This is a genomic window from Kitasatospora sp. NPDC101155, from assembly GCF_044768305.1.
Lineage (GTDB): Bacteria > Actinomycetota > Actinomycetes > Streptomycetales > Streptomycetaceae > Kitasatospora.
The window spans coordinates 16,984-40,659 of the sequence record NZ_JBIWPN010000059.1 but is presented as its reverse complement, the minus strand read 5'-3'; the positions used below and the strand labels follow the sequence as shown (position 1 = coordinate 40,659).

20 protein-coding genes, 1 pseudogene and 3 riboswitches are annotated in these 23,676 nt (G+C 70.4%); of the genes and pseudogenes, 13 read left to right on the top strand and 8 right to left on the bottom strand.

Translation table 11 applies throughout. The features are described 5' to 3' along the window. The first annotated feature begins 292 nt into the window (after window positions 1-292). A complete protein-coding gene (locus tag ACIRYZ_RS41055; protein WP_402953757.1) occupies window positions 293-838 on the top strand; it encodes a hypothetical protein in 546 nt (181 codons plus the stop codon). Between the two features lie 110 nt (window positions 839-948). On the opposite strand, the gene ACIRYZ_RS41050 is transcribed toward ACIRYZ_RS41055, so the two are convergent. From ACIRYZ_RS41050 to ACIRYZ_RS41030, 5 genes are all read right to left on the bottom strand, one after another. Further along, complete coding sequence (locus ACIRYZ_RS41050; protein ID WP_402953756.1) at window positions 949-1,764, bottom strand: 2OG-Fe(II) oxygenase family protein; 816 nt, start codon at window positions 1,762-1,764, stop codon at window positions 949-951. A 424-nt stretch (window positions 1,765-2,188) separates the two neighbouring features. Further along, complete coding sequence (locus tag ACIRYZ_RS41045; protein WP_402953755.1) at window positions 2,189-2,596, bottom strand: hypothetical protein; 408 nt, start codon at window positions 2,594-2,596, stop codon at window positions 2,189-2,191. Between the two features lie 202 nt (window positions 2,597-2,798). Next, window positions 2,799-2,973: riboswitch (M-box (ykoK) riboswitch) on the bottom strand. A gap of 220 nt (window positions 2,974-3,193) precedes the next feature. Then, window positions 3,194-3,361 carry a hypothetical protein gene (locus ACIRYZ_RS41040; RefSeq protein WP_402953754.1) on the bottom strand — a complete coding sequence of 56 codons (168 nt, stop codon included), beginning with the start codon at window positions 3,359-3,361 and terminating at the stop codon, window positions 3,194-3,196. Between the two features lie 51 nt (window positions 3,362-3,412). After that, complete coding sequence (locus ACIRYZ_RS41035; RefSeq protein WP_402953753.1) at window positions 3,413-6,601, bottom strand: lantibiotic dehydratase; 3,189 nt, start codon at window positions 6,599-6,601, stop codon at window positions 3,413-3,415. Between the two features lie 105 nt (window positions 6,602-6,706). Then, on the bottom strand, window positions 6,707-6,856 hold the full coding sequence (locus tag ACIRYZ_RS41030) for a hypothetical protein (protein WP_402953752.1): 150 nt from the start codon (window positions 6,854-6,856) through the stop codon (window positions 6,707-6,709). A gap of 175 nt (window positions 6,857-7,031) precedes the next feature. On the opposite strand from ACIRYZ_RS41030, the gene ACIRYZ_RS41025 reads away from it, so the two are divergent. The 8 genes from ACIRYZ_RS41025 to ACIRYZ_RS40990 all read left to right on the top strand — a co-directional run bounded on the left by ACIRYZ_RS41025 (window position 7,032) and on the right by ACIRYZ_RS40990 (window position 17,999). After that, entirely contained in the window at window positions 7,032-8,426 is a 1,395-nt protein-coding gene (locus ACIRYZ_RS41025; protein WP_402953751.1) for a lanthionine synthetase C family protein, read from the top strand. 239 nt (window positions 8,427-8,665) lie between these two features. Further along, a riboswitch (M-box (ykoK) riboswitch) is annotated at window positions 8,666-8,841 on the bottom strand. A 433-nt stretch (window positions 8,842-9,274) separates the two neighbouring features. Next, window positions 9,275-9,448, top strand: a riboswitch (M-box (ykoK) riboswitch). A 329-nt stretch (window positions 9,449-9,777) separates the two neighbouring features. Further along, a complete protein-coding gene (locus tag ACIRYZ_RS41020) occupies window positions 9,778-11,427 on the top strand; it encodes an NRAMP family divalent metal transporter (RefSeq protein WP_402953750.1) in 1,650 nt (549 codons plus the stop codon). 59 nt (window positions 11,428-11,486) lie between these two features. Further along, window positions 11,487-11,750, top strand: a complete 264-nt coding sequence (locus tag ACIRYZ_RS41015; protein WP_402953749.1) for a hypothetical protein — start codon at window positions 11,487-11,489, stop codon at window positions 11,748-11,750. An 88-nt stretch (window positions 11,751-11,838) separates the two neighbouring features. Continuing rightward, the gene (locus tag ACIRYZ_RS41010; RefSeq protein WP_402953748.1) at window positions 11,839-12,225 is read left to right on the top strand and encodes a VOC family protein; all 387 of its coding nucleotides are present in this window, start codon (window positions 11,839-11,841) and stop codon (window positions 12,223-12,225) included. Window positions 12,226-12,419: 194 nt separating this feature from the next. After that, window positions 12,420-14,216, top strand: a complete 1,797-nt coding sequence (locus tag ACIRYZ_RS41005) for an NRAMP family divalent metal transporter (protein WP_402953747.1) — start codon at window positions 12,420-12,422, stop codon at window positions 14,214-14,216. Between the two features lie 103 nt (window positions 14,217-14,319). Next, window positions 14,320-14,778 (top strand): hypothetical protein, encoded by a 459-nt coding sequence (locus ACIRYZ_RS41000; RefSeq protein ID WP_402953746.1) that lies wholly within the window; start codon window positions 14,320-14,322, stop codon window positions 14,776-14,778. A 117-nt stretch (window positions 14,779-14,895) separates the two neighbouring features. After that, on the top strand, window positions 14,896-16,194 hold the full coding sequence (locus ACIRYZ_RS40995; protein WP_402953745.1) for a magnesium transporter MgtE N-terminal domain-containing protein: 1,299 nt from the start codon (window positions 14,896-14,898) through the stop codon (window positions 16,192-16,194). Continuing rightward, the gene (locus ACIRYZ_RS40990; protein ID WP_402953744.1) at window positions 16,191-17,999 is read left to right on the top strand and encodes an NRAMP family divalent metal transporter; all 1,809 of its coding nucleotides are present in this window, start codon (window positions 16,191-16,193) and stop codon (window positions 17,997-17,999) included. The genes ACIRYZ_RS40995 and ACIRYZ_RS40990 overlap by 4 nt, the downstream gene beginning before the upstream one ends. A gap of 592 nt (window positions 18,000-18,591) precedes the next feature. On the opposite strand, the gene ACIRYZ_RS40985 is transcribed toward ACIRYZ_RS40990, so the two are convergent. Beyond that, on the bottom strand, window positions 18,592-18,930 hold the full coding sequence (locus ACIRYZ_RS40985) for a hypothetical protein (protein WP_402953743.1): 339 nt from the start codon (window positions 18,928-18,930) through the stop codon (window positions 18,592-18,594). Window positions 18,931-18,955: 25 nt separating this feature from the next. Here ACIRYZ_RS40985 and ACIRYZ_RS40980 point away from each other — a divergent pair. Together ACIRYZ_RS40980 and ACIRYZ_RS40975 are read left to right on the top strand one after the other, a co-directional pair. After that, window positions 18,956-19,024: pseudogene (locus ACIRYZ_RS40980) on the top strand (hypothetical protein); the annotation flags it as partial. A 28-nt stretch (window positions 19,025-19,052) separates the two neighbouring features. Next, a complete protein-coding gene (locus ACIRYZ_RS40975) occupies window positions 19,053-19,277 on the top strand; it encodes a hypothetical protein (protein ID WP_402953759.1) in 225 nt (74 codons plus the stop codon). A 60-nt stretch (window positions 19,278-19,337) separates the two neighbouring features. Here ACIRYZ_RS40975 and ACIRYZ_RS40970 read toward each other — a convergent pair whose 3' ends face one another. Beyond that, window positions 19,338-19,631 carry a helix-turn-helix transcriptional regulator gene (locus tag ACIRYZ_RS40970; RefSeq protein ID WP_402953742.1) on the bottom strand — a complete coding sequence of 98 codons (294 nt, stop codon included), beginning with the start codon at window positions 19,629-19,631 and terminating at the stop codon, window positions 19,338-19,340. Window positions 19,632-20,020: 389 nt separating this feature from the next. Here ACIRYZ_RS40970 and ACIRYZ_RS40965 point away from each other — a divergent pair, with 389 nt between their 5' ends. Together ACIRYZ_RS40965 and ACIRYZ_RS40960 are read left to right on the top strand one after the other, a co-directional pair. Continuing rightward, window positions 20,021-20,176, top strand: a complete 156-nt coding sequence (locus ACIRYZ_RS40965; protein ID WP_402953741.1) for a DUF6131 family protein — start codon at window positions 20,021-20,023, stop codon at window positions 20,174-20,176. Window positions 20,177-20,552: 376 nt separating this feature from the next. Continuing rightward, window positions 20,553-22,046, top strand: a complete 1,494-nt coding sequence (locus ACIRYZ_RS40960) for an SDR family oxidoreductase (protein ID WP_402953740.1) — start codon at window positions 20,553-20,555, stop codon at window positions 22,044-22,046. A gap of 401 nt (window positions 22,047-22,447) precedes the next feature. On the opposite strand, the gene ACIRYZ_RS40955 is transcribed toward ACIRYZ_RS40960, so the two are convergent. Next, window positions 22,448-23,647, bottom strand: coding sequence for a cytochrome P450 (locus ACIRYZ_RS40955; protein ID WP_402953739.1), 1,200 nt, complete (start codon window positions 23,645-23,647; stop codon window positions 22,448-22,450). Window positions 23,648-23,676 lie beyond the last annotated feature (29 nt).

Sequence of the window (23,676 nt, the reverse complement as noted above, 5' to 3'; positions counted from 1 at the left end):
GGCCGGACCTCTTCCATCTCCTCAGGTGTCACACCTGAAAGAAAATCACAGCCTATCCAGTGACGATCACTTGGGGTACCTAACAAAGCCCTACTGATCCCGTGCCGGAAATGTCGACCACTCATGCCCTCATGGAGCCCGGCTTCGACAGTTGGCGGGCACACGACCAGGTGTGATCGGATGTCTTCGCAGGTCAGCGTGATTTGAGTGGGCTGGAGCGGTATCGGGCTGCGGACACGCGAGTTCAGGGATTCTGCTGCTGTGGCCTGGCCTGACTGGACATCATGCGGGCATGTACGTGCGGAAGACCCAGCGGTGGAACAAGGACGGCAGCGTCGTGCGGTACGTGCAGCTGGCCACGAACCGACGGGTGGGCGGCACGACGCAGGCTGATGTGCTGCTCAACCTCGGACGGGAGGACAAGCTCGACCTGGACTCCCTGCGCCGTCTGGTCGCATCCCTGAACCGCTACCTCGGCGATACGGACGTGGACGTCGCCGAGCCGCTGGGCGTCGAGGGCGGTCCGCTGGAGGTGGTGGCCTCCCGCCCGATCGGTGCGGTCTGGCTGCTGGACGGTCTGTGGAAGCTGCTGGGCATCGACCAGGCCCTGGCCAGGGTGCTGGACGCGCGCCGGTTTCGCACCGACGTGGAGCGGGCGCTGTTCGCGCAGGTCACAACCGCAATCCGTCATGATCGTGTGCCCGCCAACTGTCGAACTCGGGAGAACAGCAGGCCCCAGCGCGGCAGCCGCGGCCTCGTTCGGGTCGGCCGGCTGGCCGCGAAGGGCGAGGAGGGGCGGGGTTGGCCCTCCCGAGTGTCGCGGATGCCAAAACCGTAGGGAACGCACCAGCAGCCCCTGGCGCGTTCCCTACGGGTGGTTCGGGTGATCCCAGGGCGATATGCAGTGGTCGCTTGTCGCAGGGGGTGGGCCAGCGTCGTGGGGAAAGCTCAGAGTGCGGGGACGTCCGGCAGTCCGAACATCGCGGGGTAGCTGCGGATGCGGTCGCGCAAGTCCACCGGGGTCGCGCCCGGCACGGTGACCCACGAATGGACCGGCTCGGTGAGCTCCGGGTTGACGAAGTACATCAGGGCAGTGCGGTTTGCCAGGCGAAGGTTGCGCACCTGGTGGTAGAGCGCGGGGATCCGGCCGCCGGTCAGGTCGGTGAGGACCGAGCCCGGCATCAGGATGACCTCGTCGGGTGCGGTGTGCATGGGGCGGGCCTCGCCGTCCAGCCACAGTTCCAGGCCCGGCTCGGTGGTGTGGATCACGGTGACCAGGTGGCCGTCCTCATGCTTGTCCTGCAGCAGGTCGCGATCGGAGTCCGCCACCGCGTAGTTGTTGAGCTGGAGGTAGGAGGCCGCCTCGAACGGTGGCGCCTTGTGGCCGCCGAGCTGCGCGGCCACCTCGCCGACGGTTTCCGCGACGATCACGGACAGGTATTCGCGCCAGGCCAGCAGTGCCTCGGTCAGCTCCGGTATCTCAGTGGAGTTCGGGATCAGATCGAGGCGGTCGTGCCAGAGCGTGAAGCAGTCATTGAGATCAGGACGGTCCGCGGTGACCGAGAACTCGCGCCCGAGCGGGCGGTAGCCGAAGTTGAAGTCGGTGCTGGCGTAGCGCGACTTTTCCTCGGTCGGCCGGCCGAAGAAGAGCCTGCTCTCGCCGAGCAACCGGTGCAACAGGCGCTCCGCGCCGCTGGGCAGCGTGATGCGGGTGTAGCCGTCGCGCAGCAGGTCGCCTGCGGCGTGCGTGTTAGCGGTGTGCATGATGCTTTCCATCCTCTGTATCGGGGGCCTGAGCGGGCACTGCGTCAGGCACCGAGCTCGTTTGATCCGGTGCCCGCTTTTGGTGGACTGACTGGGCGCCACTGTGGCGAGCTCCGGCCAGTCGAGACCGGAGGCGGTTGTCGGGCTGCCACTACCGGCGAAATGTGCCGGTCAGCCCGGTCAGCCCGGTCAGCGGGCAGCGCCTCTCGGCGAGTTCGTGGCGCAACAGTCCGGGTCGGCGAGCGCCGCGGTGACTCGATCGGGCAACATGTGGTCGATCTCGACTGCGCCCACCGGCTTGTGACCCGCGCCGTTCACAGCGGCACGAAGGGACATCGTCGGGCGGCCCGACTGGCACCGGTCTGTCGTAGCGGCGTATGGGAGAGGACAGTCGCTTCGTCCTTGGGCAACGACCTCGTGGACGTCAGGCGGTCGGCGGCTCAGTGGCTGGGCCGGTGGGGCCGGAGCGTTCGGCGTGCTCGGCGATGGCGCGGGTGGCGGCATCGGGGAGGTTGAGGTGCTGGGCGAGCTGGTCGGGGCGGTGGCCCTGGAGCGTGAGCACGTAGGCGGTGTGGACGCGTGCGTCGTAGGCGACGTCGGGGGATGTGGTGGTGGCGAAGTCGCGGTGGTTGAGGAGGTAGAGCCGGTCGACGCCGTCGTGGAGGGTGAGCCACAGGCAGCCGCGCAGCACGGGGGACCCCGCGGCCGGAGCCGGCACGGTGTGCCGCGTGGCAGAGGTGGCGTCGGAGCGCAGTCCGCGCAGCAGGCGTCCGGCCCGGCCGGTGAGCCGCTCGTGGCGGGCGGGGGTGCGGTGGAACGTCCGCGTGGTCATGGTGAACCTCCTTGGCCGATAGGGCTGTTGGAGGGCGCGAGCCGACAGGCGTCAGCGCACGCCAGGGAGGGATGAGGACACGGGGATGGCGGGCCTTTGACAGCCCGGACTACTGCAGTCCATGTCTCTCGCCTCCTCCCGGCCGGGCGCATGATGGCGCTGATCGACGCGGCAAGGAGCGGACCGGTCGCGCGACGACGCCGGCTCACCCCAACTCGTCAGAGCTTTGGCACTCCACGGCGTAATCCGCCTGGTTGGCGGAAGCCACTTGGGGTCACCCCTTAATCCGAGGAGACCTGTCCTGATCCGGAGCGTCTCTCGACGGGTGGGATCAGTGGCCTGTGTCCGTGAAGACGCCTCACCGAACGAGGTGCCTCTTCAAACCGCCAGCAGCATAACCCTTTTCGCGTTGAACAAGCACGCCAACTGGTAGGTCCTGACGAATTCTTGGTGCTGGCCGCGGACCCGGACGAACACCGGGCGCCGGAGTGGCCGTCCGCCCCGCGGCCCCACGGGTGTGTCCATCGGTCGGCACCGAGATCCGGTCGCGGTGCCCCGAGGGCGGGAGTGCGAGCGGCTCGCGCGGCGGTTCGAGGGTCAGGCTGCGGGATGCGAGGCGTGGTGCCGGGCAGCCGACCGCCGAGTGTGGATCAGCGCCGCCCCGCCCGCGACTGCTGCCAGGGCCCCGCCTGCGAGCGCTCCACCGACCACCGGCCGGGCGTGCACCGGGACGGCGGCCAGGGCGACGAGTTCGATGAGCAGCACGACCAGGACCCCGAGCAGTGCGGAGCCCTCCGCTGTCCGGGGGGGGCATTCTCATGACCGACTCCTCACGCCTCTTCCATGGTGCGCCTCTGCGTCGGGGAGCGATACGGGAGGCGCGGAACCGGGGCCGGTGTGGGTCCAGATGGCCGGCCGCACACGGGCGTGGTGCAGGTGGCGGTTCCGGGCGGCCTCGGCCGCGCCACGGGCGATGGACCGGGCCCGCTGCTCGGCGTCCGGATCGATGCCGAGCAGCCGGTTGTGGTGCATGTGCACCAGATGGGCGGCCTCCAGGCCGGTGCGGGCCGTCCCGCGCAGCACCTCGCGGTACCGGACGAGAGCGCCAGCCCGCTGCTGCCAGCTCGCCAGGAGCTCGGCGCCGCCGGGCAGGGCGCGAAGTGCGGATGCTTCGCTCAGCCGCGTGGCCGCCGTACGGCTGTCGCGCAGGGCGTCGTGTGTGGCGGATCTGGGGTAGGTGTCCAGCAGCCATTCCTCGGCCTCCTCCTCGTGCAGGAGCCGGGCGATGTCGAGCATGTTGAGCGCGGCCATGACCACCGGGTCCAGGGTCAGCCGGCCGGTCTCCGTCGCGGAGAGCTGGGCGATCACCGCTGCGCTGTCGGCACAGAACGCGTCCTCGGCGGCCGTCATCGCGGCCTGGCCCCCGTAGCGCTCCCATTCGGGTTCGTAGGTGTCGAGCACCAGCCGTCCGGCCAGGCCCGAGCGTCGCAGATCGGCGAACCAGTCGTGGCACTTCGGCAGCAGCCGGCGGTTCAAGGCCGTCGGATCGCCGTGGAAGCGGAGCCGCAGGTGGGGCTCCGGGTCGCGGTAGCGCAGGAAGAACCAGCGGTCCACGCCACCAGGGAGCTCCGCCAGTAGCCGCGGCAACTGCGAGGTCAACAGCTCGTTCTGGCGGCGCGCCGATGCGTAGACCTTGGCATAGAGCCACTCCCCGCCGGGCGGCTTCGCGCGCACCGGGCGAGTGGGCGCGAGCGCGGGGCGGGGGCGGTCGGGGGCCGTGTCGCAGCGGCGGGTGAGGAGCGGGAAGACGACCTCCGCCGTGTGTGCGCCCTGCGGGCCGGACAGCCAGCCGTACGCGTCCTCGCCCGTCGGCGCTTCGCGGAGCACCGCCTCCGGCCACCGGGCGACGTCCTGCCGCAGCAGCCGTACATGCAGCCCGGCGGCCAGGTTGAGCTCCAGGCTGCGATCGGCGACGCAGAGCAGCACGTGGTCGGGTACGCCCCAGCGCTGCCGCCAGCGGTCGAACTCCGACCGCCACTGCTCCTGCGGCATCGCGGTGTCCGCGAAGAACGGCGCGGAGGGCCGCCAGCGGGCCGGTGCCAACACCGTACGTCCGTACCGCACGCGAGGCGTGTACGGCGCCTGCTCCATCGGGCCCCAGTCCCAGGCGAAGCCCGGCTTGACACCGAAGAGGCGCAGTTCGCGCAGGAATCGTCCGACATTGCCGACCTGGGCCTGCGGGTTGAGCATGTTCCAGGCGAGCGGAACGATGCGTCGGCCGCTGCTGAGCCGCACCAGGTACAGCCCACCGAGGTCGGCGCCCACGGCGAGGTCGTCCAGCGCCACCGTGCCGGGGTCGGTGCGGTCGGCGAAGGCGCCGACCACGATCAGCCGGTCGCTCAGGCGCCGAACCTGGTTGAGGTTGGCCGAGCGCGAACGGGCTGCCCGCAGGACGAGTTGGGCCGCCTCGACGTCCTCACCGGCCTCGGCCTCACCGCAGGCCGAGGCGATCCGCTGCGCCGCCTCGGGCAGCACGTGGGAGAACCTGCCGACGGTCGCTCCGGCGTGGTCCGCGCCGCTCCCCGGGGTGAGCCAGAGCCGGAACCGGCCGGCCGTCAGGTCCTCGGCCGTGCCGGCCAGGACGCGGGCGTACAGCTCCAGTGAGGCGGGTGGCGGCAGGGTGGTGTCCGGGGAGAGCCGGGTGAGCAGAGCGTCGTCCAGCACGACCTCACCGCGACCGGTCATGATCGCGGTCTGCGCCAGCTCGATCCGCAGGGCGTCCTCGGCTGAGGGACCGGTCGGTGCCGGCTTCTCGCGCTCGCTGGGTGGCATCAGGTACCCGGCCGGGGCGCCGAGACCGCGGTCGGGGTCGAGCAGTTCGGTGAGCGGGACGAGCCGGTCGGTGCTGTACCGCTCGACGAACTCGCCGTGGTACTGGGCCAGATGCGGCACGGTACGGGTCGGGGAAACCCGCCACAGCACCTCGGCGGCGCGTTGGGCCTCGGCGGCGACCTCGGCGGGCAGCGTCACGTCCGCGTCCAGGGCCAGATCCACCTGGAGCAGGCGATCCGCCTCGTGCAGGCGCCGCATCCGTTCGATCGCGGCCGAGTAGTCGGTTCCGGGGTGCGCGCGGTCCAGCTCCCGGTGGACGGCGGCGAGTTCCTCGCGCTCGGGACCGGCTGGGAGGCGGTCCAGCACGTGGGCGAGCGGGTCGGTGGCGGTGGCGGGCGGGCGGAGGTCGGTGAGCAGGAACTCCCGCTCGACCAGCGGGCGGAGCAGGTCGGCCACCCGCTGTTCCGGGACGCCGGGGAAGCGCTCCAGGAGCTGCCGTTCCAGCTCGGGGTACGGCAGTGGCTCGCCCGCCAGGTCCAGCACCGCACGGACTGCGGGCGTACAGCGGACGGATACCTCGACCACAGTGCGTCCGGGCGCGTGCTCGGCGCCGTGGCGTTCGGGCACATAGGGCAGGACGAGGCGGTCACCGCGGACGAAAGCGAGCTCGTTGACGACGACCCGCAGGACCGCCAGGGTGTCCGGCCTGGTCTCCAACGCGGTGAGGAGCGCCGTCAGCCAGCCCATGTCCGGCCGGGCGGCCACCCGGTGGGCGCTGCCGAGCCGGGCCTTGGCGAAGCCCGGGACGTCCGACACGCCTGCGGTGGTGACGCCGGAGAACAGCCCGAAAGGGGTGGGCCGGGCGGCCATCCGCAGCTGGTAGCGGGTCAGTGACAGTACGGCCTTGCGCAGGCGCTTCGGCTCGATCGTCCGGCCTTCCCGCAGCTCTGCCACGAGCCGTGCAAGCGAGGGGCTGGCCAGGGCTACCGCAGCGTGAAGCTCGGGATCGGAGCCGAGCCGTCCGACGTGGGCGGAGAGGCAATCGTCGGCGGGGAAATCCAGCCAGGTCGGTTCGAGGCGGGTTCGGGGGAGGAGCGGTGCCCTCAGCAATGCGGTGCCCGCGCAGCGGAACAATGGCGCTGTATTCCCGCTGGAACGTGCCGCTGCAGACATGTGAAACCCCTCTTGGAATACTGCAGCGATCGTGCTGCATTACGTGGAGAATGCCGCCCCGGGCGGGCGGAAAAGCCAGCCCGGGGCGGTTGTTGAGCCGGTGAATCAGTGGCAGTGCGAGAAGGTGCAGAAGCAGGTGCCCAGCGAGGGGTGCTGCACCTGGGCGGCCTCGTCACCCTGGCCGAAGGTCTCCTGGAGGTCCAGGTCGAAGGCGTCGAACTGCAGCTCGGCTTCGTTGATAACGGTGTTCTTCATGGTTTTCTCCTTGCGTAATTATTGCTGATTTTCGGCCGGGCTTCCCCGGCTCGTGAATGACGCTAGAGGGCTTTTCGATATCCGTCAACCGGGGCCTTGTTGGGGGAATCTTCCGAGATTTGTGGCAAAGTGTTTTCGGGCATGCCGAAACCACGACCCGGAAGAAGGACGTGACATGAGGAATTCCATGGCGGAAAACCGCGGCCCCGGTGCCGTCGAGCAGGCAGCGGAGGAGGCGGTGGAGACCGTCGCACAGCGGCTGCGCGATCCAGAGCGGCTCGCCGCGGTCGTGTCGGCCCCGGGCAATGCCGACCCGGTGACCGGGAGGAGCCCGTGGTCAGCCGTGTCGCTGGGCGAGGGCCACGTGGGCATCGCGCTGCTGTACGCGCGGCTGGCGCGCCGGGACCGCGCCTGGCGCCAAGTGACCCACGCACACCTGTCTTCGGCCGTGTCCCGGTCCGGCGGCGGGGCTGCGGCGGACAGCCTCTACCTCGGCGCGCCCGCGCTCGCCTTCGCGGTCCGCAGCGCTGTCGCGGGTCCCGGGGACTATGCGGGCCTGCTCGCCGCGGTGGACAGGCGGGTGGAAGCGCGCGTTCGGGCACTGCTGGGGCTGGAGCGGGAGCGGCTGGCAGCGGGGCGGGAGGGGCCGGCGATGGCCGCGTACGACGTCATCGGCGGTCTGACCGGCCTCGGACGCTACCTGTTGGCCTGCGGACCGGAGCAACGGCCGCTGCTGGTCCAGGTGTTGGAGTACCTGGTCGAGCTGAGCCGGCCGCTGCGGATCGGCGGCCGGGAGCTGCCCGGATGGTGGGTGCCCGGCCCGCCCTCGCCTGTCGTGGCCGAGCAGTACCCGGAGGGGCACCTCAACCTCGGTCTGGCGCACGGCATCCCCGGGCCGCTGGCCCTGCTGGCGCTCGCCCGCCGGGAAGGGGTCGCCGTGGCGGGCGCGGACGAGGCCGTGCGCCGGATCGCGGAGTGGGTACTCGGGCACCGCAGCCACGACGGCGAGCAGGCCGGCCCTGACTGGCCGGCGTCCATCGCCGTCGACCACGTCCATCTGCCCTCCGGCGTCGACGCCGTCCCGACCCGGACCGCCTGGTGCTACGGATCGCCGGGCGTCGCCAGGGCTCTGCAACTGGCCGGCCGGGCGTTCGGCGAGCCGGGCTGGGAGGCGGAGGCCGTCCGCGCCGTCCACGCGGCGCTCGACCGGCCCCGCGAGCGGTGGGGCCTGCACGACCCCATGCTCTGCCACGGGACGGCGGGCCTGCTCCAGGTCGCCGCCCGCGTGGCCCGCGACAGCGGCGACGCGCCGCTGCTGGCGCGCCTCGCCGGGCTGGCCGAGGAAGTCGTTTCGTCCTACGACCCGGAGTCCGCATTCGCGTTCCCCGGCTCGATCCCGCCCGGCGCCGTCGCGGCCGACGGCGAGGGGGAGCGGCAGGTCCGCAGGTATGACCGGGCGGGCTTCCTGGAGGGGGCGGCCGGTGTCGCGCTCGCCCTGCTCGACCATCTGGACGGCGGTGCCGAGGAACTCGGTGGGCTGCCGTGGGACGGTGCGCTGCTGCTGGCCTAGCGGCAGGTGCGCGTCGTACGGCCTGGCGAAGCCCGCTGTCGCCGGGCCGTACGACGCGCCTTTCCGGAGGAGGGGCGGCGATGCCTCACGGAGGCGGGCGGAGGCGGGGCCGGTCAAGGGCATGGACGGGTGTCTCGTTCTTCTGGGTGCAGCAGATCCCGCCACCGGGCATGGATCGGGAAGAGCCAGGCCCGGCGGTGCGGTGCGCAGGAGGCGCGGTCGCCGCTGCGCGAGGGGTCACGACACCTCTCACGTAAGAGCTTCGGCACTGCACGGCGTGATCCGCCCGGGTGGGCGGAAGCCACTTGGGGTCACCCCTTAAGCCGAGGAGACCTGTCCTGAACCTGGGCGTCTCTCGACGTCGTCGGGTCAGTGGCCTGTATCCGTGCAGACGCCTCACCGAACGAGGAGTCGCCCGAACAGTAGAAACGTACGAGGGGCGCGCTGTCAATCGCGGCCCGATCCACCGTCAAACCCGTGTCCTTACGTCGAAAGGCCTGCCGCCACCAGGGCGTTCTCGGCAGCCGGGTTGTGCGGAGGCTTCGAGGAATTGACGGGTCATCGTCGGCGCGCTCGGCACGATCAGACGGACGACACCGGCGCGTATCGAGGCCTTCACGGCGCGCCAGGCGAAGCCCGACCCGGCCGACCGCGTCACGGGTGAGGTGTGGTTGATGCGGGGCCAGCACGTCCACGGTTCGCCGCTCTCCTGGACGGAGTTGTCCGGTCCGGGCGTGCGCTGCCGGGAGGCCTGCCACCGGTCCCGAGCGGTCCGGGCGGCGGCGTCAAGCTTTGGCAAAGCGTTCGAGTTCTGTCCGGCGAGGGGTCTATGCTCCTCGAGGTTTGAAGAGGCACCTCGTTCGGTGAGGCGTCTTCACGGACACAGGCCACTGACCCGACGACGTCGAGAGACGCCCAGGTTCAGGACAGATCTTCCCGAGTTAAGGGTTGATCCCAAGTGGCTTCCCCCACAGGGGGATTACGCCGTGGAGTGCCAAAGCTCTGACGAGTTGGGGTGAGCCGGTGGCCGTCGTGCGCCCGGTGAGCTCCTTGCCGCGTCGATGACACGCACCACGGGGTGCGTCCGACCGGGAGGAGGCGAGACATGGACTGCAGTAGTCCGGGCCATAGTTGCCCCTGCCCCCGCATGCGCTCGTTCCTCACCAGCACGCGGTAACCACCTTCCCTGCACGTACGTCCGACGTCGCGCCATGCCTGCACGCGGCTTTGCCATGCCCGCGTGGCCCCACGCGGCCACGGGCGGATGCGGCGCGCCTGCTCGCAAGGGGGATTGCTGCTGCGTGTCCTCAACTTGCCCCGTCCTGTTCCTGGGGCCCAAGGGAGGCTCGTCATGACCATCAACGCCACACTCGACCCGAAGGTTCCCGGCCCGCGCTCGGCGGTGCTGGACGACGCCCACGTCGGCGACATCAAGGGTGCCCTCGGCACCATCAAGCTCGACGACAACGCCCCGCGCCAGGGCCTGTCCGCGAAGCTGAAGATCCTGCTGGCGATCGTCGGCCCCGGCCTGATCGTCATGGTCGGCGACAACGACGCCGGCGCCTTCTCCACCTACGGTCAGGCCGGCCAGAACTACGGCACCCAGCTGCTGTGGACGCTGCTCCTCCTCGTCCCGGTGCTGTACATCAACCAGGAGATGGTGCTGAGACTGGGCGCCGTCACCGGCGTGGGCCACGCGAGACTGATCCTGGAGCGCTTCGGCAAGTTCTGGGGCGCGTTCAGCGTCATCGACCTGTTCCTCCTCAACGCGCTGACCCTGGTCACCGAGTTCATCGGGGTCACCCAGGCCGCCAGCTACCTCGGCCTGCCCAAGGAACTCTCGGTGGTCCTGGCCGCCGCGGTGATCATCGCCTCGGCGTTCACCGGCTCCTTCCAGCGCTTCGAGCGCGTGGCGGTCACGCTGTGCGTGGGCTCGCTGCTGCTGGTGCCGATCTACTTCATGGTCCACTCGAAGACCTCGCAGATGGCCCACGACTTCGTGGTGCCGCAGATGCCGGGCGGCGCGGGCGAGCTGTCCACCGTGATGCTGCTGATCATCTCGATCGTCGGCACCACCATCGCCCCGTGGCAGCTGTTCTTCCAGCAGTCGTACGTCATCGACAAGCGCATCACCCCGCGGTTCATGAAGTACGAGAAGGCCGACCTGTGGATCGGCATCGTGATCGTCGTCGTCGGCGCCGCCGCCATGATGGGCTTCACCGCCGCGGCCTTCGCGGGTACCGACGCCGCAGGCAACTTCACCGACGCCGCCGGCGTCGCCAAGGGCATCGCCGACAAGGCCGGCGAGGTCGCGGGTGTCCTGTTCGCCATCGCCCTGCTGGACGCCGCGATCATCGGCGCCTTCGCGGTGTCACTGTCCACCGCCTACGCCATCGGCGACGTCTTCGGCATCAAGCACTCGCTGCACCACGGCGTCAAGGGCGCCAAGGGCTTCTACGCGATCTACGCCGGTGTGGTGGTCGTCGCCGCCACGGTCACGCTGCTGTCCACCGACTACGCCCAGGGCCTGATGACCCAGTTCGTCCAGGTGCTCGCCGGCGTGCTGCTGCCCTCCGCCACCGTCTTCCTGCTGCTGCTCTGCAACGACAAGGCCGTCCTCGGCCCGTGGGTCAACGGCCCGAAGACCAACGCGTTCACCGCCGCGGTGGTCGGCATCCTGGTCACCCTCTCGCTCATCCTGACCGCCTCCGTGGTCTGGCCGGACATCACGGCGGGCACGATCCTGTGGATCATGGCCGCCTGCGGCGTCGTCGGCGTGCTGGTCGCCGGGTACTTCTTCACCTTCGGTCGCCGCGGCACGAAGGAGGACCCGATCGACCGCACCGGTCGGGAGGACTGGAGGATGCCCCCGCTGGAGACCCTGGAGCGCCCGGTCATGTCCGCCACCCGCAAGGTCGGCATGGGTGCCCTGCGCACCTACCTCCTGCTCGCGATGATCATGGTCATCATCAAGGTCGTCCAGACCGCCATGGGGCACTGACCCACGGCCCCGGTGTGCCTTCGGCATGCCCGCAGCCGGTCCGATGGAGGTGATCCGCCATGTCCGTCTTCACCGCGATCCACGTACCCGTGCCGCTCGCCAGGCCCCGTACCGGTCTGCGCGCCGCGCTGGCCGGTGTCATCCGCCGCCTCGCCGCGAGCCCGCTCGACCACCCGGTCCTGCACGCCGTCGCGGCTCAGGCCCCCGCCGCAGAGCCCGTGCGGATGCGTTCGCGCCGGCACGGCGTCACCGCTCCCGAGGGCACCCGGCGGCACGCCCATCGACGCCCAAGCACCCAGCGCGCTCCCGGCGACAACCGCTGACGCCGACCGCCCGCGTCGTGTCCGTCCGCCGCTTCGACCGCGGCCTCGTCCTGTGCTCGTCCATCGACCCCGAGGGGGAAGACCAATCGTGATCACCGCTCTTGACCATGTCCAGCTGCCCGCGCCGAGCGGCAGAGAGGAGGCCCTGCGCGCCTTCTACGTGGGGGTGCTCGGGATGGCCGAGCTCCCCAAGCCCCCGTCCCTGGCGAGTCGTGGCGGCTGCTGGTTCGCGGCCGACGACGGGCGCATCCGCCTGTACCTCGGCATCGAAGACGGCTTCCGGCCGACCACCAAGGTCCATCCAGGGCTGCGCGTGAGCGCGATCGACGAACTCGCATCCCGGCTGGCCCAGCACGGCGCCGCTGTGGCCTGGGACCACAGCCTTCCGCCGCAACGCCGCTTCTACAGCCAGGACCCGGCCGGCGACCTCCTGGAGTTCATCGAAGCGATCGGCGATCGGACACCCGCCCCGTAACCCGCCGCCCAGCATCAACTGCCCCACTGGACAGCCAAGTCAATCGGCCGTAGCCGGTTGCTCACCGGAATCGGCCTGCCGGCCCACGTCCCCTGCCCACCTTCATCCCGCGGCCCGCCCGGCCGTTCTTCGGCGTGCCCGGACAGAGGCGTGCCGTCGGCACGCCCGCACAGTCACCTCAGAGGAGAAGCGCGTTGGCCTTCCACACCACCGGCCCGACCCAGGGCCACCGGCCCGGCCCGAGCAAGCCGACGCCGCCGCAGGCCGCCTCCGGTGCTGCCGTCGTGGACAGCGCGCACGTCGGCGACATCGTCGGCGCGCTCGGCACCATCGAGCAGGACGACCCCGGCCGACGCGGATCGCTGGCGGAACGGCTCAGGGCTCTGCTGGTCATCATGGGCCCGGGCCTGATCGTCATGGTCGGGGACAACGACGCCGGTGGCGTGGCGACGTACGCGCAGGCGGGCCAGAACTACGGTATGAAGCTGCTGTGGACGCTGGCCCTGCTGGTCCCGGTGCTCTACGTGAACCAGGAGATGGTGGTCCGCCTCGGCGCGGTCACCGGCGTGGGCCACGCCCGGCTGATCTTTCAGCGCTTCGGCCGGTTCTGGGGGATGTTCAGCGTCGGCGACCTGATCCTGGTCAACGCGCTCACCCTGGTGACCGAGTTCATCGGCGTGTCCCAGGCGCTGGACTACTTCGGCATTCCCCAGTACGTCTCGGTTCCGCTCGCGGCGGTGCTGCTGTTCGCCGTGGTGGCCGGCGGGTCTTTCCGGCGCTGGGAGCGGTTCCTCTTCGCGCTGATGGCCGTGAACGTGATCGTGCTCCCGATGGCGCTGCTCGCGCACCCCAAGCTCGACGACACCGTGGCGGGAATCGCGCCGCAGCTCCCCGGCGGCCTCGACTCGACGCTGCTGCTGGTGATCATCGCCATCGTAGGGACCACCGTCGCACCCTGGCAGCTGTTCTTCCAGCAGTCCAGCGTGGTCGACAAGCGGATCACCCCGCGCTGGATCCACTACGCGCGAGCCGACCTGCGGATCGGCATCGCGGTCGTGATGACAGGCGCGATCGCCGTGATGGCCACCTCCGCATTCGTCTTCCAACACACGGACCTGTTCGGCCAGTTCACCGACGCCGGAGCGGTCGCCGACGGCCTCGGGACGCACGGTGGCCACACCGTCGGCGCGCTGTTCGCGGTCGTGCTGCTCGACGCCTCGCTGATCGGCGCCAACGCCGTGAGCCTCGCCACCGCCTACACCCTGGGGGACACGTTCAAGAAGCGGCACTCGCTGCACTGGAAGCTCCGCGAGGCACCGCTCTTCTACATCGGTTACGCCGTCCTGATCGGCATCGCCGCCACGATCACGCTGACCTCGGACGCCCAGGTGCAGGGCCTGATCACCCAGGGTGTCCAGGCCCTGGCCGGCGTGCTGCTGCCCTCGGCCACCGTGTTCCTGGTGCTGCTGTGCAACGACCGCCCGGTGCTCGGGCCGTGGGTCAACACCACGAAGCAGAACGTCACCGCGGGCGTCATCGTCTGGGTCCTCGTCCTGCTCTCCCTGGCGCTCACCGCCGCCACCTTCTTCCCCGACCTCACGACCACCCAACTGGCCTGCGGATTCGCGGCCGGCGCGTTCGTCGGCCTGGTCGGCGGCGTCCTCATCGTGCTCCACACGCAGTACACGGAGCAGACAGCCCGCATCGAGTCGTTCATGGCACGCCACACGAAGGGCGATGCCTTCGGCGGCGCCACGAGCGAAGCCTGGCTGATGAAGGTCCAGAACCCGGACGGCTCGCCGCTCACCAGGACGCAACGCAAGGCAGCCCTCGAACACGACCGGATGCTCTGGCGCACACCCGCCCTGGACACCCTGCCCAGGCCGCACTTCTCGGCCCTGCGAACAGCCGGCCTGCTCACCCTGCGCGGCTACCTGCTCCTCGCCGTCGTGCTGGTGATCGTCAAGACCGTCCAGATGTACGCAAGCTGAGCGGCCGGGGTGGCCAGAGCCATCCCGCCGATTGCCCGCCCACAGAGATCCTGGGCCCGGGCCCGGCAGCCGCGCCACAATGAAGGAAGGAAAGGTGATGCGGATGAGGGCGATACCCCACCTGCGGACCGGCGAGGGTACGGCGGCACTCGCTGCTGCCCTCGTGGCCGCAGTGGCCATGGCCGCGATCGGCCTGTCACCCGCCGGGGACCGGCCCGTCATCGGCGCGGCCTTGGGCGGAGCCGCGGTTGCCGTCCTCGGCATCCTGGTGGCGGTGGCCTTCGCGCGCCGGGCCCGCTCCCGCCGCCACTCCCAGAAGCTCGCCCACGATACGGCGGAAGCCTGGTTCACCGCGCCGACCGTGGCGGACTTCCCCGAGGACGCGCTTCGGCCGTTCCTGCCGGCGACCGATCCGCCTTCCATGAACCGCCTCTACACCGCGTGGATATTCGCCACCCACGGTCACGACGCCATCTGGCTCGAACGGCACTTCGACCTGCCCGGCGACCTGGCCCGGAAACTGGCCGAAGAAGCCCACCCGCACCGGCCACCGCGGTCCTGACAACCACCTGCATGGTGCCTGACCCAGCCAGTACCTACTGAGCCATTCGAGGCGGGTCCCGGCAGCGACACGGTGCGTCCCACGAGCCACGGCGGCGGCCGGGACTAGCGTCGTAGCGTGGACCGCGTCGTGTCTCTCTCCCAGCTGCTGCGCCGCCCACTGGTCGGGCGCGCTGGCGCGGCCGTGGGCCGCCTGTCCGATGTGATCGTCCGCCTTCGCGGGCGCGACTACCCCCTGGTGGCCGGGCTGGTCGTCCAGGTCGGCAAGCGCGAGGTCTTCCTGCCCATCGAGCAGGTCGCGGCCTTCGATGGCGAACAGATCCACCTCACCAGCGAGGTCGTCGACCTGCGCCCCTTCGAACGGCGCGAGGGAGAAGTCCTGCTGCGCGCCGACGTCCTCGGGCACCGGGTGATCGACGTCGCCGACGCCGAGCTCGTTCGGGCGCACGACCTGGAGTTGCGCCAGCGCCCCGACGGCTGGGTGGTCGACCGCCTGGACACCCACCCACACCGCCCCCGCCTGCTCGGCTTCCTCCTCGGCGAGAGCGAACCGCAGTGGCGGGACTGGAAGTCCTTCGAACCGCTCATCGGCCACGCCCAGTCGGCGCGCGTACGCGGTCCGTTCGGGCGCCTGGCCCGGCTCAAGCCGGCCGACCTGGCGGACCTGCTGGAGGACGCCAACCGCACCGAATCGCACGAGATCCTGGAGACCGTCCACGCCGATCCCGAGCTGGAGGCGGACGTCTTCGAGGAGTTGGAGCCCGACTCGCAGACGCGTCTGCTCGCGGAGAAGAGCGACCGCGAGATCGCCGAGGTGCTGAGCCGCATGCGCGCGGACGACGCCGCCGACGCGATCAACGACCTCCCGCAGAACCGCCGCCAGCCGGTACTCGACGCCCTGCCGGCCGGCCAGCGCACCAAGGTCCTCACCCTGATGGGCTTCAACCCCTCCAGCGCCGGCGGCCTGATGGCCCTCGACATCCTCACCGCACCACCGGACGCCACCGTCACCGAGGTGCTCGGCCTCGTCCGAGCGGCCCGAACCCTGCAGCCCGAGGCCCTCACCAGCGTCCACGTCGTCCGGGACGCAACCCGGCTGATCGGAACCGCGACCCTGGTCACCCTGCTGCAAGCCGATCCGGACGCCCGCCTGGAACAGGTCATGGTCACCGAGCCGATCCGGGTGCTCCCGGACACCGACGTCGAGGACGTCGCCCTGCTGATGACCGACTACAACCTCCTCACCGTGCCCGTCGTCGACCACCAGGACCAGATCCTCGGCGTGATCACCGTCGACGACATCCTGGAAACCGTCATCCCCGAGGACTGGCGCCGGCGCGAGCCCGCCCCGCACCCCGCCCACCGAACCGACGACGCCCCGAGCGAGGCCACGAACGCCACGGACCTCCACGGATGACGGCCCCGCAGAACCCCCCGGACCGCGACGACCACCCCACACCCGCTCCCGCAGAAGGCCCCACCCAGCCTCCGCCGAAGCGCGAGGACGCACGCCCCGCCGTACCGGGAAAGCCCACCCCTCCCGCACCGGCGCCGGCAGCGGCCAAGCCCGCACCCGCCAAGCCGGTCCCCAGGACGCCAGGTGCTCCGCGGCCCAGCGCGGTCCTGGACGAAGCCCACCTCGGCGACATCGAAGGCGCGTTCGGCCGGATCCCCCGGGACCACGCCGAAGAACGCCCGAGCCTCAAGACCCGCCTGCTCACCCTGCTGGCCATCGTCGGCCCCGGCATCATCGTCATGGTCGGCGACAACGACGCCGGCGGAGTCGCCACCTACGCCCAGGCCGGCCAGAACTACGGCTACTCCCTGCTCTGGGTCCTGCTGCTGCTCATCCCGGTCCTGATCGTCAACCAGGAGATGGTGGTGCGCCTCGGCGCCGTCACCGGCGTCGGCCACGCCCGCCTGATCAACGAACGCTTCGGCAGGTTCTGGGGCTGGTTCAGCGTCGGCGACCTGTTCATCCTCAACTTCCTCACCATCGTCACCGAGTTCATCGGCATCTCGCTCGCCGCCGAATACCTCGGCGCATCCAAGTACTGGGTGGTACCGCTCTCCGCCCTCCTGCTGATCGCCGTCACCGCCAGCGGCTCCTTCCGCCGCTGGGAACGCGCCATGTTCGCCCTCATCGCCGTCAGCCTGCTGCTCGTCCCGCTCACCCTGCTCTCCGGGCCCAAGTGGGGCCAGGCCGCCCACCACTTCGTCGTCCCCGGAATCCAGGGCGGCATCACGGGCGACGCCGTCCTGCTGATCATCGCCATCGTCGGCACCACCGTGGCCCCCTGGCAGCTCTTCTTCCAGCAGTCCAACGTCATCGACAAACGCATCACCCCGCGCTTCATCGGCTACGAACGCGCGGACACCGTCATCGGCTCGATCGTGGTCGTCGTCGGAGCGACCGCCCTCGTCATGATCGCCGACTACGCCGCCCGCGGCACAAGCTTCGCAGGCAACTTCACCGACGCCGCCGGCGTCGCCCACGCCCTCGAACAGCACAGCCACGCACTCGGCGTCATGTTCGCCATCGTCCTCATGGACGCCAGCATCATCGGCGCCGCCGCCGTCACCCTCGCCACCAGCTACGCCTTCGGCGACGTCTTCAACCTGCGGCACTCCCTGCACCGCGGCTTCGGCGAAGCGAAGAAGTTCTACGCCTCCTACAGCCTGATGGTGCTGCTCGCCGCCGCCATCGTCCTCATCCCCGGCGCCCCGCTGGGGATCATCACCGAAGCAGTCCAGGCCCTCGCCGGACTCCTCCTGCCCTCCGCCAGCGTCTTCCTGCTCCTGCTCTGCAACGACCCTGAAGTCCTCGGCCCCTGGGTCAACCCCCGCTGGCTCAACCTCGTCGCCTCCCTCATCATCGCCGTCCTGCTCCTGCTCTCCGCCACCCTGATGACCGCCACCCTCTTCCCGCACATCGACGTCAAGGCCCTCACCGGCTGGCTCGCCGTCGTCCTGGTCGTCGCGCTCATCGCGGCCGGCGCCGGGCTGCGGATCGCCCGCCGACGCTCCGGCGCTGCGGCCCAGGCTCCGGTACCCGCCATGCCGACGGCCGAGAAGCTCACCTGGCGGATGCCCCCGCTCGCCCTACTCACGCCCGTCCGGTGGTCACCGGCACTACGGCTCGGCATGCTGGCCCTGCGCGGCTACCTCGTCCTCGCCGCCATCCTGCTGCTGGTCAAAGCCATCCGCCTCGGTGGAGCCTGACCGGAATTCGGCACGATCCTCAAGCCCGGCAACCCGGTGTACGACAAGTACGTAAACAAGGAGTCGCCGGTCGCCGGTAAGAGGAGTCAGAACCCAGTGCAGTACTTTGATTCGCCGTTCGACCGCACCGACTGCGCCTGCGGATGTGGCGAGGAGGTCCCGTCCGGACGCGACTTTCTCCCTTGACACGATCAGAGGACCATTCCCTGGACACGACCAGAGAGCCATTCACGACCGGGTCAAGCTGGTCGGCGGCGTCCTGCCGTTCATGGACTGGTTCGACGCGACCTGGCCCGAGGCCAAGCCGCAGGCTTGCCGGCTGTGCCCTGCCGGTCACACCCGGCAGGGCACTGACCAGTGCGATCAAACTTCGATGACACAGGCCGGCGCCGGATTCAGGAGGCCGCCGGCGGACAAGGGACGGTGTAGGTGAGCGGCGGCGGCACCAGGAGCAGGCCGTCCCGGTCGGCGAGGCACGTCCTTGGCGCGCAGATCGGCAGCAGCGCCGAGGAACTACTCGCCTGCCGCCGCTGTGCCCTGACCTGGGACGCGCGGCAAGGTACTCACGGATTCGCCCGTAATCGGCTGGCGTTCAGTCCGCCAGAGGAGTCCCGCCGCGCCCGAGGCCGTGGACGGCGATCCAGCGTTCGACGGTTGTGATATCCAGGCCGGCTTCAGCCGCGATGACCGGCAAATCGACGCCGGCCTGCCATGCGATGACCACGGCCCGGCTTAGATCCTCGGTGCGTACCTCCAGACCGGCCTGCCGCGCCTCCGCGGAGGCCACGTTCAGCGCGTCGGCGTCCTGGACGAGACGTTCGGCGGCTCCTCGCACGGCCTGGCAGGCGGCGTCCTTGACATTGTCGTCCGTCACTTGATCACCGGGCTCGTGTTCAGCGGCCGGATGGTTGAGTTCGATCAGCTCGTTCAAGCACACCGATCAGGAAGCCGAACGCGTGCTGGAAGCCGTCCTCGCCCGACTCGGCACTCAACTCGTCGACGAGGAACGCTGCGACCTGGCCGCGGCCCTGCCCGATCGCCCCCGAACCATCGTTGCATCGCAGATTTCCCCTCACTCAGTTCCTCGATGCCCCCGCTCTCGTTCAAGCCGTCGCCACCACCCTCGACACCACCCTGGCCGCACGCTGGGACACCTCCACGGTGCTGACCGCCCACGCCGACCTCGCCGGCAACCAACTGACCGACCGCCTCCTCACACAACTCCCCCTGGGCAACGCCCTCCTGTTCGGCTGCATCGTCCTCACCACTGCCCTCTGACGACGAGGGGCGCCGGCGTCCGTCGACCGTGCGGTGACCGGGGCGGGTGACGCGGGTTGGTCAGCGCAGGAGGACGGACAGGAGTTCGGCGAGACTCGGGCCAGCGTCGGCCGGGTGGCGCAGTTGCTTGGCGGCCTGGACGTGGTAGTGGTTGCTGCGGCCGGTGCGTTCGTGGGTGAGGTAGCCGGCCTCTTCGAGGTCGACGATGATCCGCTGGACGGCGCGCTCGGTCAGCAGGCAGCGGTCCGCGATGTCGCGCACCCTCATTCCTGGGTCGCGGGCGATCTGTACCAGCACGCGGGCGTGGTTCGTCAAGAAGGTCCATTGCCGCGCCGTCGAGGGGCCCTCGGCCATGGCACCAGCATACGACCGCCTATTCACGCAGTCGAAAGCACGAAATAAAATACGCGTGACCGTTGACATGGATCGATCGCAGGCGAAGAGTTGAAGGGCAGGCCAAGCTGCCCAGTCGGCCGCGATCCTTGCCATCGCGCGACGAGGTCACCATGGACAACCTCACCTGTGAATCTGGAAGCCTTCGCCGGCTTTTCCACGACCGCGTCGGCCGCCCCTGCGAGAGCGGCGACCACGCGTGCCGCGTCGAACCGCTGCACCGCACGATCGGCCACGCGGTCACCGGACGCGAGGCAGACTCACTGCCCGCTCGGTGATGCGCGGCCATGCCGGGTTTACAGGCCCGGAGCACGGAAAACAGTAGACCGTCCCCCCCGGAGGAGGACACCGTGATTGCTCTCGGCATTATTCTGCTCATCGTCGGATTCGTCCTGCATATCGGTATCTTGTGGACGGTCGGGATCGTTCTGCTCGTCATCGGAGCCATCCTGTTCCTGCTTGGCTCGGTAGGTCACGCCGTCGGCGGCCGGCGCCACTATTGGTAGACCGCGCTCGGCCCGAAACGCTCCGCCGCCCGACGGGAGCAGTTTCCGCCGCGGTGCTGACCCTGCGTCACGTGACTCTCGAGTCCGGCGCCGACGACCGTCATGCGTTGCGGGCGGTGTCTCCGGGCGAGGGTGTGGGCTGTATCGACGGCGCCGGGCACGGTCATGGAGATCCTCTGCTGATCGTGCGGTCGGCTCGCTCCTGGTCCGGCTACCGGGTATTCGGGGCCGGGCGCAGGTTGGACGGGCCGACGGTTCCGCCGGGCGGGCGACCGGGCACCCGGCGGGCAAAGCGCCAAGCCGGTCGGCGCTGAATCACGGGCGGATCCCGGCGTGCGGAGGATCATGGGGTTGCCGCTGCCATCTGGAGGTCTCGATGAACGATCCGGCCGCCACCGGCCTGCGGTGCCTGGTCACCGGCGCCACCGGTTACATCGGAGGCAGGCTGGTGCCGGAGCTTCTCGCCGCCGGGCACCGCGTCCGCTGCCTGGTCCGCGACCCCGAGCGGCTGCGCGACCACCCCTGGCGCGCCCAGGTCGAGGCCGCCACCGCGGACATCACCCGGCTGGACACCTTGCCGCCCGCCTTCGAGGGCGTGGACGTCGCCTACTACCTGGTCCACTCGCTGACCACCGGGCCGGACTTCGAGGCCACCGACCGCGCCGCCGCCCAGGCGTTCGCCCAGGCCGCCGAAGCGGCCGGGGTGCGGCGGATCGTCTACCTCGGCGGCCTGGTCCCCGAGGGCGTCCCGGCCGGCCAACTCTCCCCCCACCTGCGCTCCCGCGCCGAGGTGGGCCGGATCCTTCGGGAGAGCACGGTCCCTACCGCCGAACTGCGCGCCGCCGTCATCCTCGGCTCGGGGTCGGCCTCCTTCGAGATGCTGCGCTACCTGACGGAGCGGCTGCCGGTGATGGTCACGCCGCGCTGGGTGGGCACCAGAATCCAGCCGATCGCGATCCGAGACGTGCTCTACTACCTCACCGCTGCCGCTACGCTGCCACCGGATGTCAACCGTGCCTTCGACGTCGGCGGCCCGGACATCCTGACGTACCGCCAGATGATGCAGCGCTACGCCTACCTGACCGGCCTGCGCCCACGGCGCATCATCGCGGTACCGGTCCTCACACCCCGGCTCTCCAGCCACTGGGTCGGCCTGGTCACCCCCGTACCGAACGCGATCGCCCGGCCGCTGGTCGCATCCCTGCGCCACGAGGTGGTCTGCAGCGGGCACGACATCGCCCGGTACGTCCCCGACCCGCCCCAGGGACTGATCGGCTTCGACGAAGCCGTCCGGCTCGCGCTGCGGCGGATCCGGGACGCCGAGGTCGCCACCCGCTGGTCCTGCGCGAGCCTGCCCGGCGCGCCCAGCGACCCGCTGCCCACCGACCCGCAGTGGGCCGGCGGCAGCCTCTACCAGGACGTGCGGGAGCACCGCGTGGCCGCGGACCCGCAGACCGTCTGGCGAGTGGTGGAGGGCATCGGCGGGGACAACGGCTGGTACTCCTTCCCGCTCGCGTGGGCGCTGCGCGGCCTGCTGGACCGGCTGGCCGGGGGAGTCGGCCTGCGGCGCGGGCGGCGTGATCCGGCTCGCCTGCGGGTGGGCGACTCGCTGGACTTCTGGCGGGTGGAGGCCATCGACCGGCCACGGCTGCTGCGGCTGCGCGCGGAGATGCGGCTGCCCGGACTGGCCTGGCTGGAGCTCTCCGTGGCCCCCGACGGCGCCGGCGGAACGCTCTACCGCCAGCGCGCCGTGTTCCACCCCCGCGGGCTGGCCGGGCACGCCTACTGGTGGGCCGTGGCTCCGTTCCACGCGATCGTCTTCGGCGCGATGGCCCGCAACATCACCCGACGGGTGATCGCGGCCGGTTGAGGCGGCCTGCTTGCCGGTCGCCGGATGTGGTCGGCGCTGAAGCTGCCGGGTTGCTGCCGACGCTCGATCTCCTCCAGCTACGACGCCGACACAGCCGCCTCGCGGTCAGCCATGAGGCCGTGGCCGCGCTGGTGTAGGCCAGGCGGAAGCTGCGGGCATGGTTCAACAGCTACGACCCGGTGGACTCCCGGTTCGAACAGCGGCCGTGCGGCACCGTGCCCACGACACGCTTGGGCCTGAGGTCCTTGGCCGCCGCCCTGGGCGAGACGCCTCCCGCCTGGCATGTTCGCGTCCAAAAGGTGGCAGGTCAAATATTCTGCCCGAATTTCTCCGGCGCCCGCAGTGTTGGGGAGACTTTGCGCAGGCGCAGGCGCAGGCGCAGGTCGCAGGCAACGTCGCGGTCAGAGTCGGATGGGGAGGTGGCGGGGGCCGCGGAGCATGGCGGCGTGCCGGTAGGGGGGTGGGTCCTGGAGGAGGGTTGCGCTGGTGAGGCGGGGGATCAGTGCGCCGAGTGCGGTCTGGGCTTCGATGCGGGCGAGTGGGGCGCCGTAGCACAGGTGGATGCCGCTGCCGAAGCCGAGGTGCTGGTTGTCCGGGCGGGTGGGGTCGAACCGGTCGGGATCGTGGAAACGCTTGGGGTCGCGGTTGCCGGAGGCCAGTGCGAGTACGACGGAGGTGCCCTTGGGGAGGGTGGTGCCGGCGATGTCCACGTCGGCGAGGGGGATGCGTTGCCGCATGTGGACCGGGGGCTCGTAGCGCAGCAGTTCCTCCACCGCGGCCGGTAGCAGGTCGGGTTCGCGGCGTAGCCGGTCCAGTTGGTCGGGGTGGCGTAGCAGGGTGAGGGCTCCGTTGGTGATGAGGTTGACGGTGGTTTCGTGTCCGGCGATGAGGAGCAGTACGGCGGTTTCCGCGAGTTCCTCGTGGGTGAGGCGCATGGCCGGGTCGGGTTCGTTGATGTAGGCGGAGAGCATGTCGCCGGTGGGATGGTCGCGGCGTTGTTCGGCGAGGTTCACCAGGTACTGGCCCATCTCGATCCGTGCCTGCTCGCCGGCTTGGTCCCGCTCGGCGGAGGACTCCTTGTCGGGTCTGACGTCGGCGGAGGCGACGATCGCGTCGGACCATTGCCGGAACCGTGGTTCGTCCTCCTGGGGGACGCCGAGCAGTCGGCAGATGACGGTGACGGGCAGCGGGTAGGCGAAGTCGTCGACGATGTCGATCGGGGTGCGGTCCTGGAGGTTCTGGAGCAGTTCCTCGGTGACTTCGGTGATCTGGCCGCGCATGGCGTCGATGCGGCCGGGGCTGTGCGGCGGGCCGAACGGCCGCATGGCCAGGCTGCGCAGTCTGTGGTGCTCGGGGTCGTCGAGTCGTAGGAACGGCGGCTTCGGCGCCCCCTCGGGCGGGGTGGCGAGGTTGCGGGGATCGGTGCTGATGCGTGGGTCATGGAGGAGCGCGGTGATCTCGTGGTAGGTGCCGATCAGGTAGCTGCCGTCGGCCTGCCGCACGACGGGACCGGCTTCGCGCAGTTCCGTGTAGAGCGGGTAGGGGTTGGGGCGGTTGGCGTAGTCGGTGATCCGTTCCAGGAGGGTGTCGGCGGCGGCCATGGGGTGGGGCTCCTCGTGGTTGGGCGGGG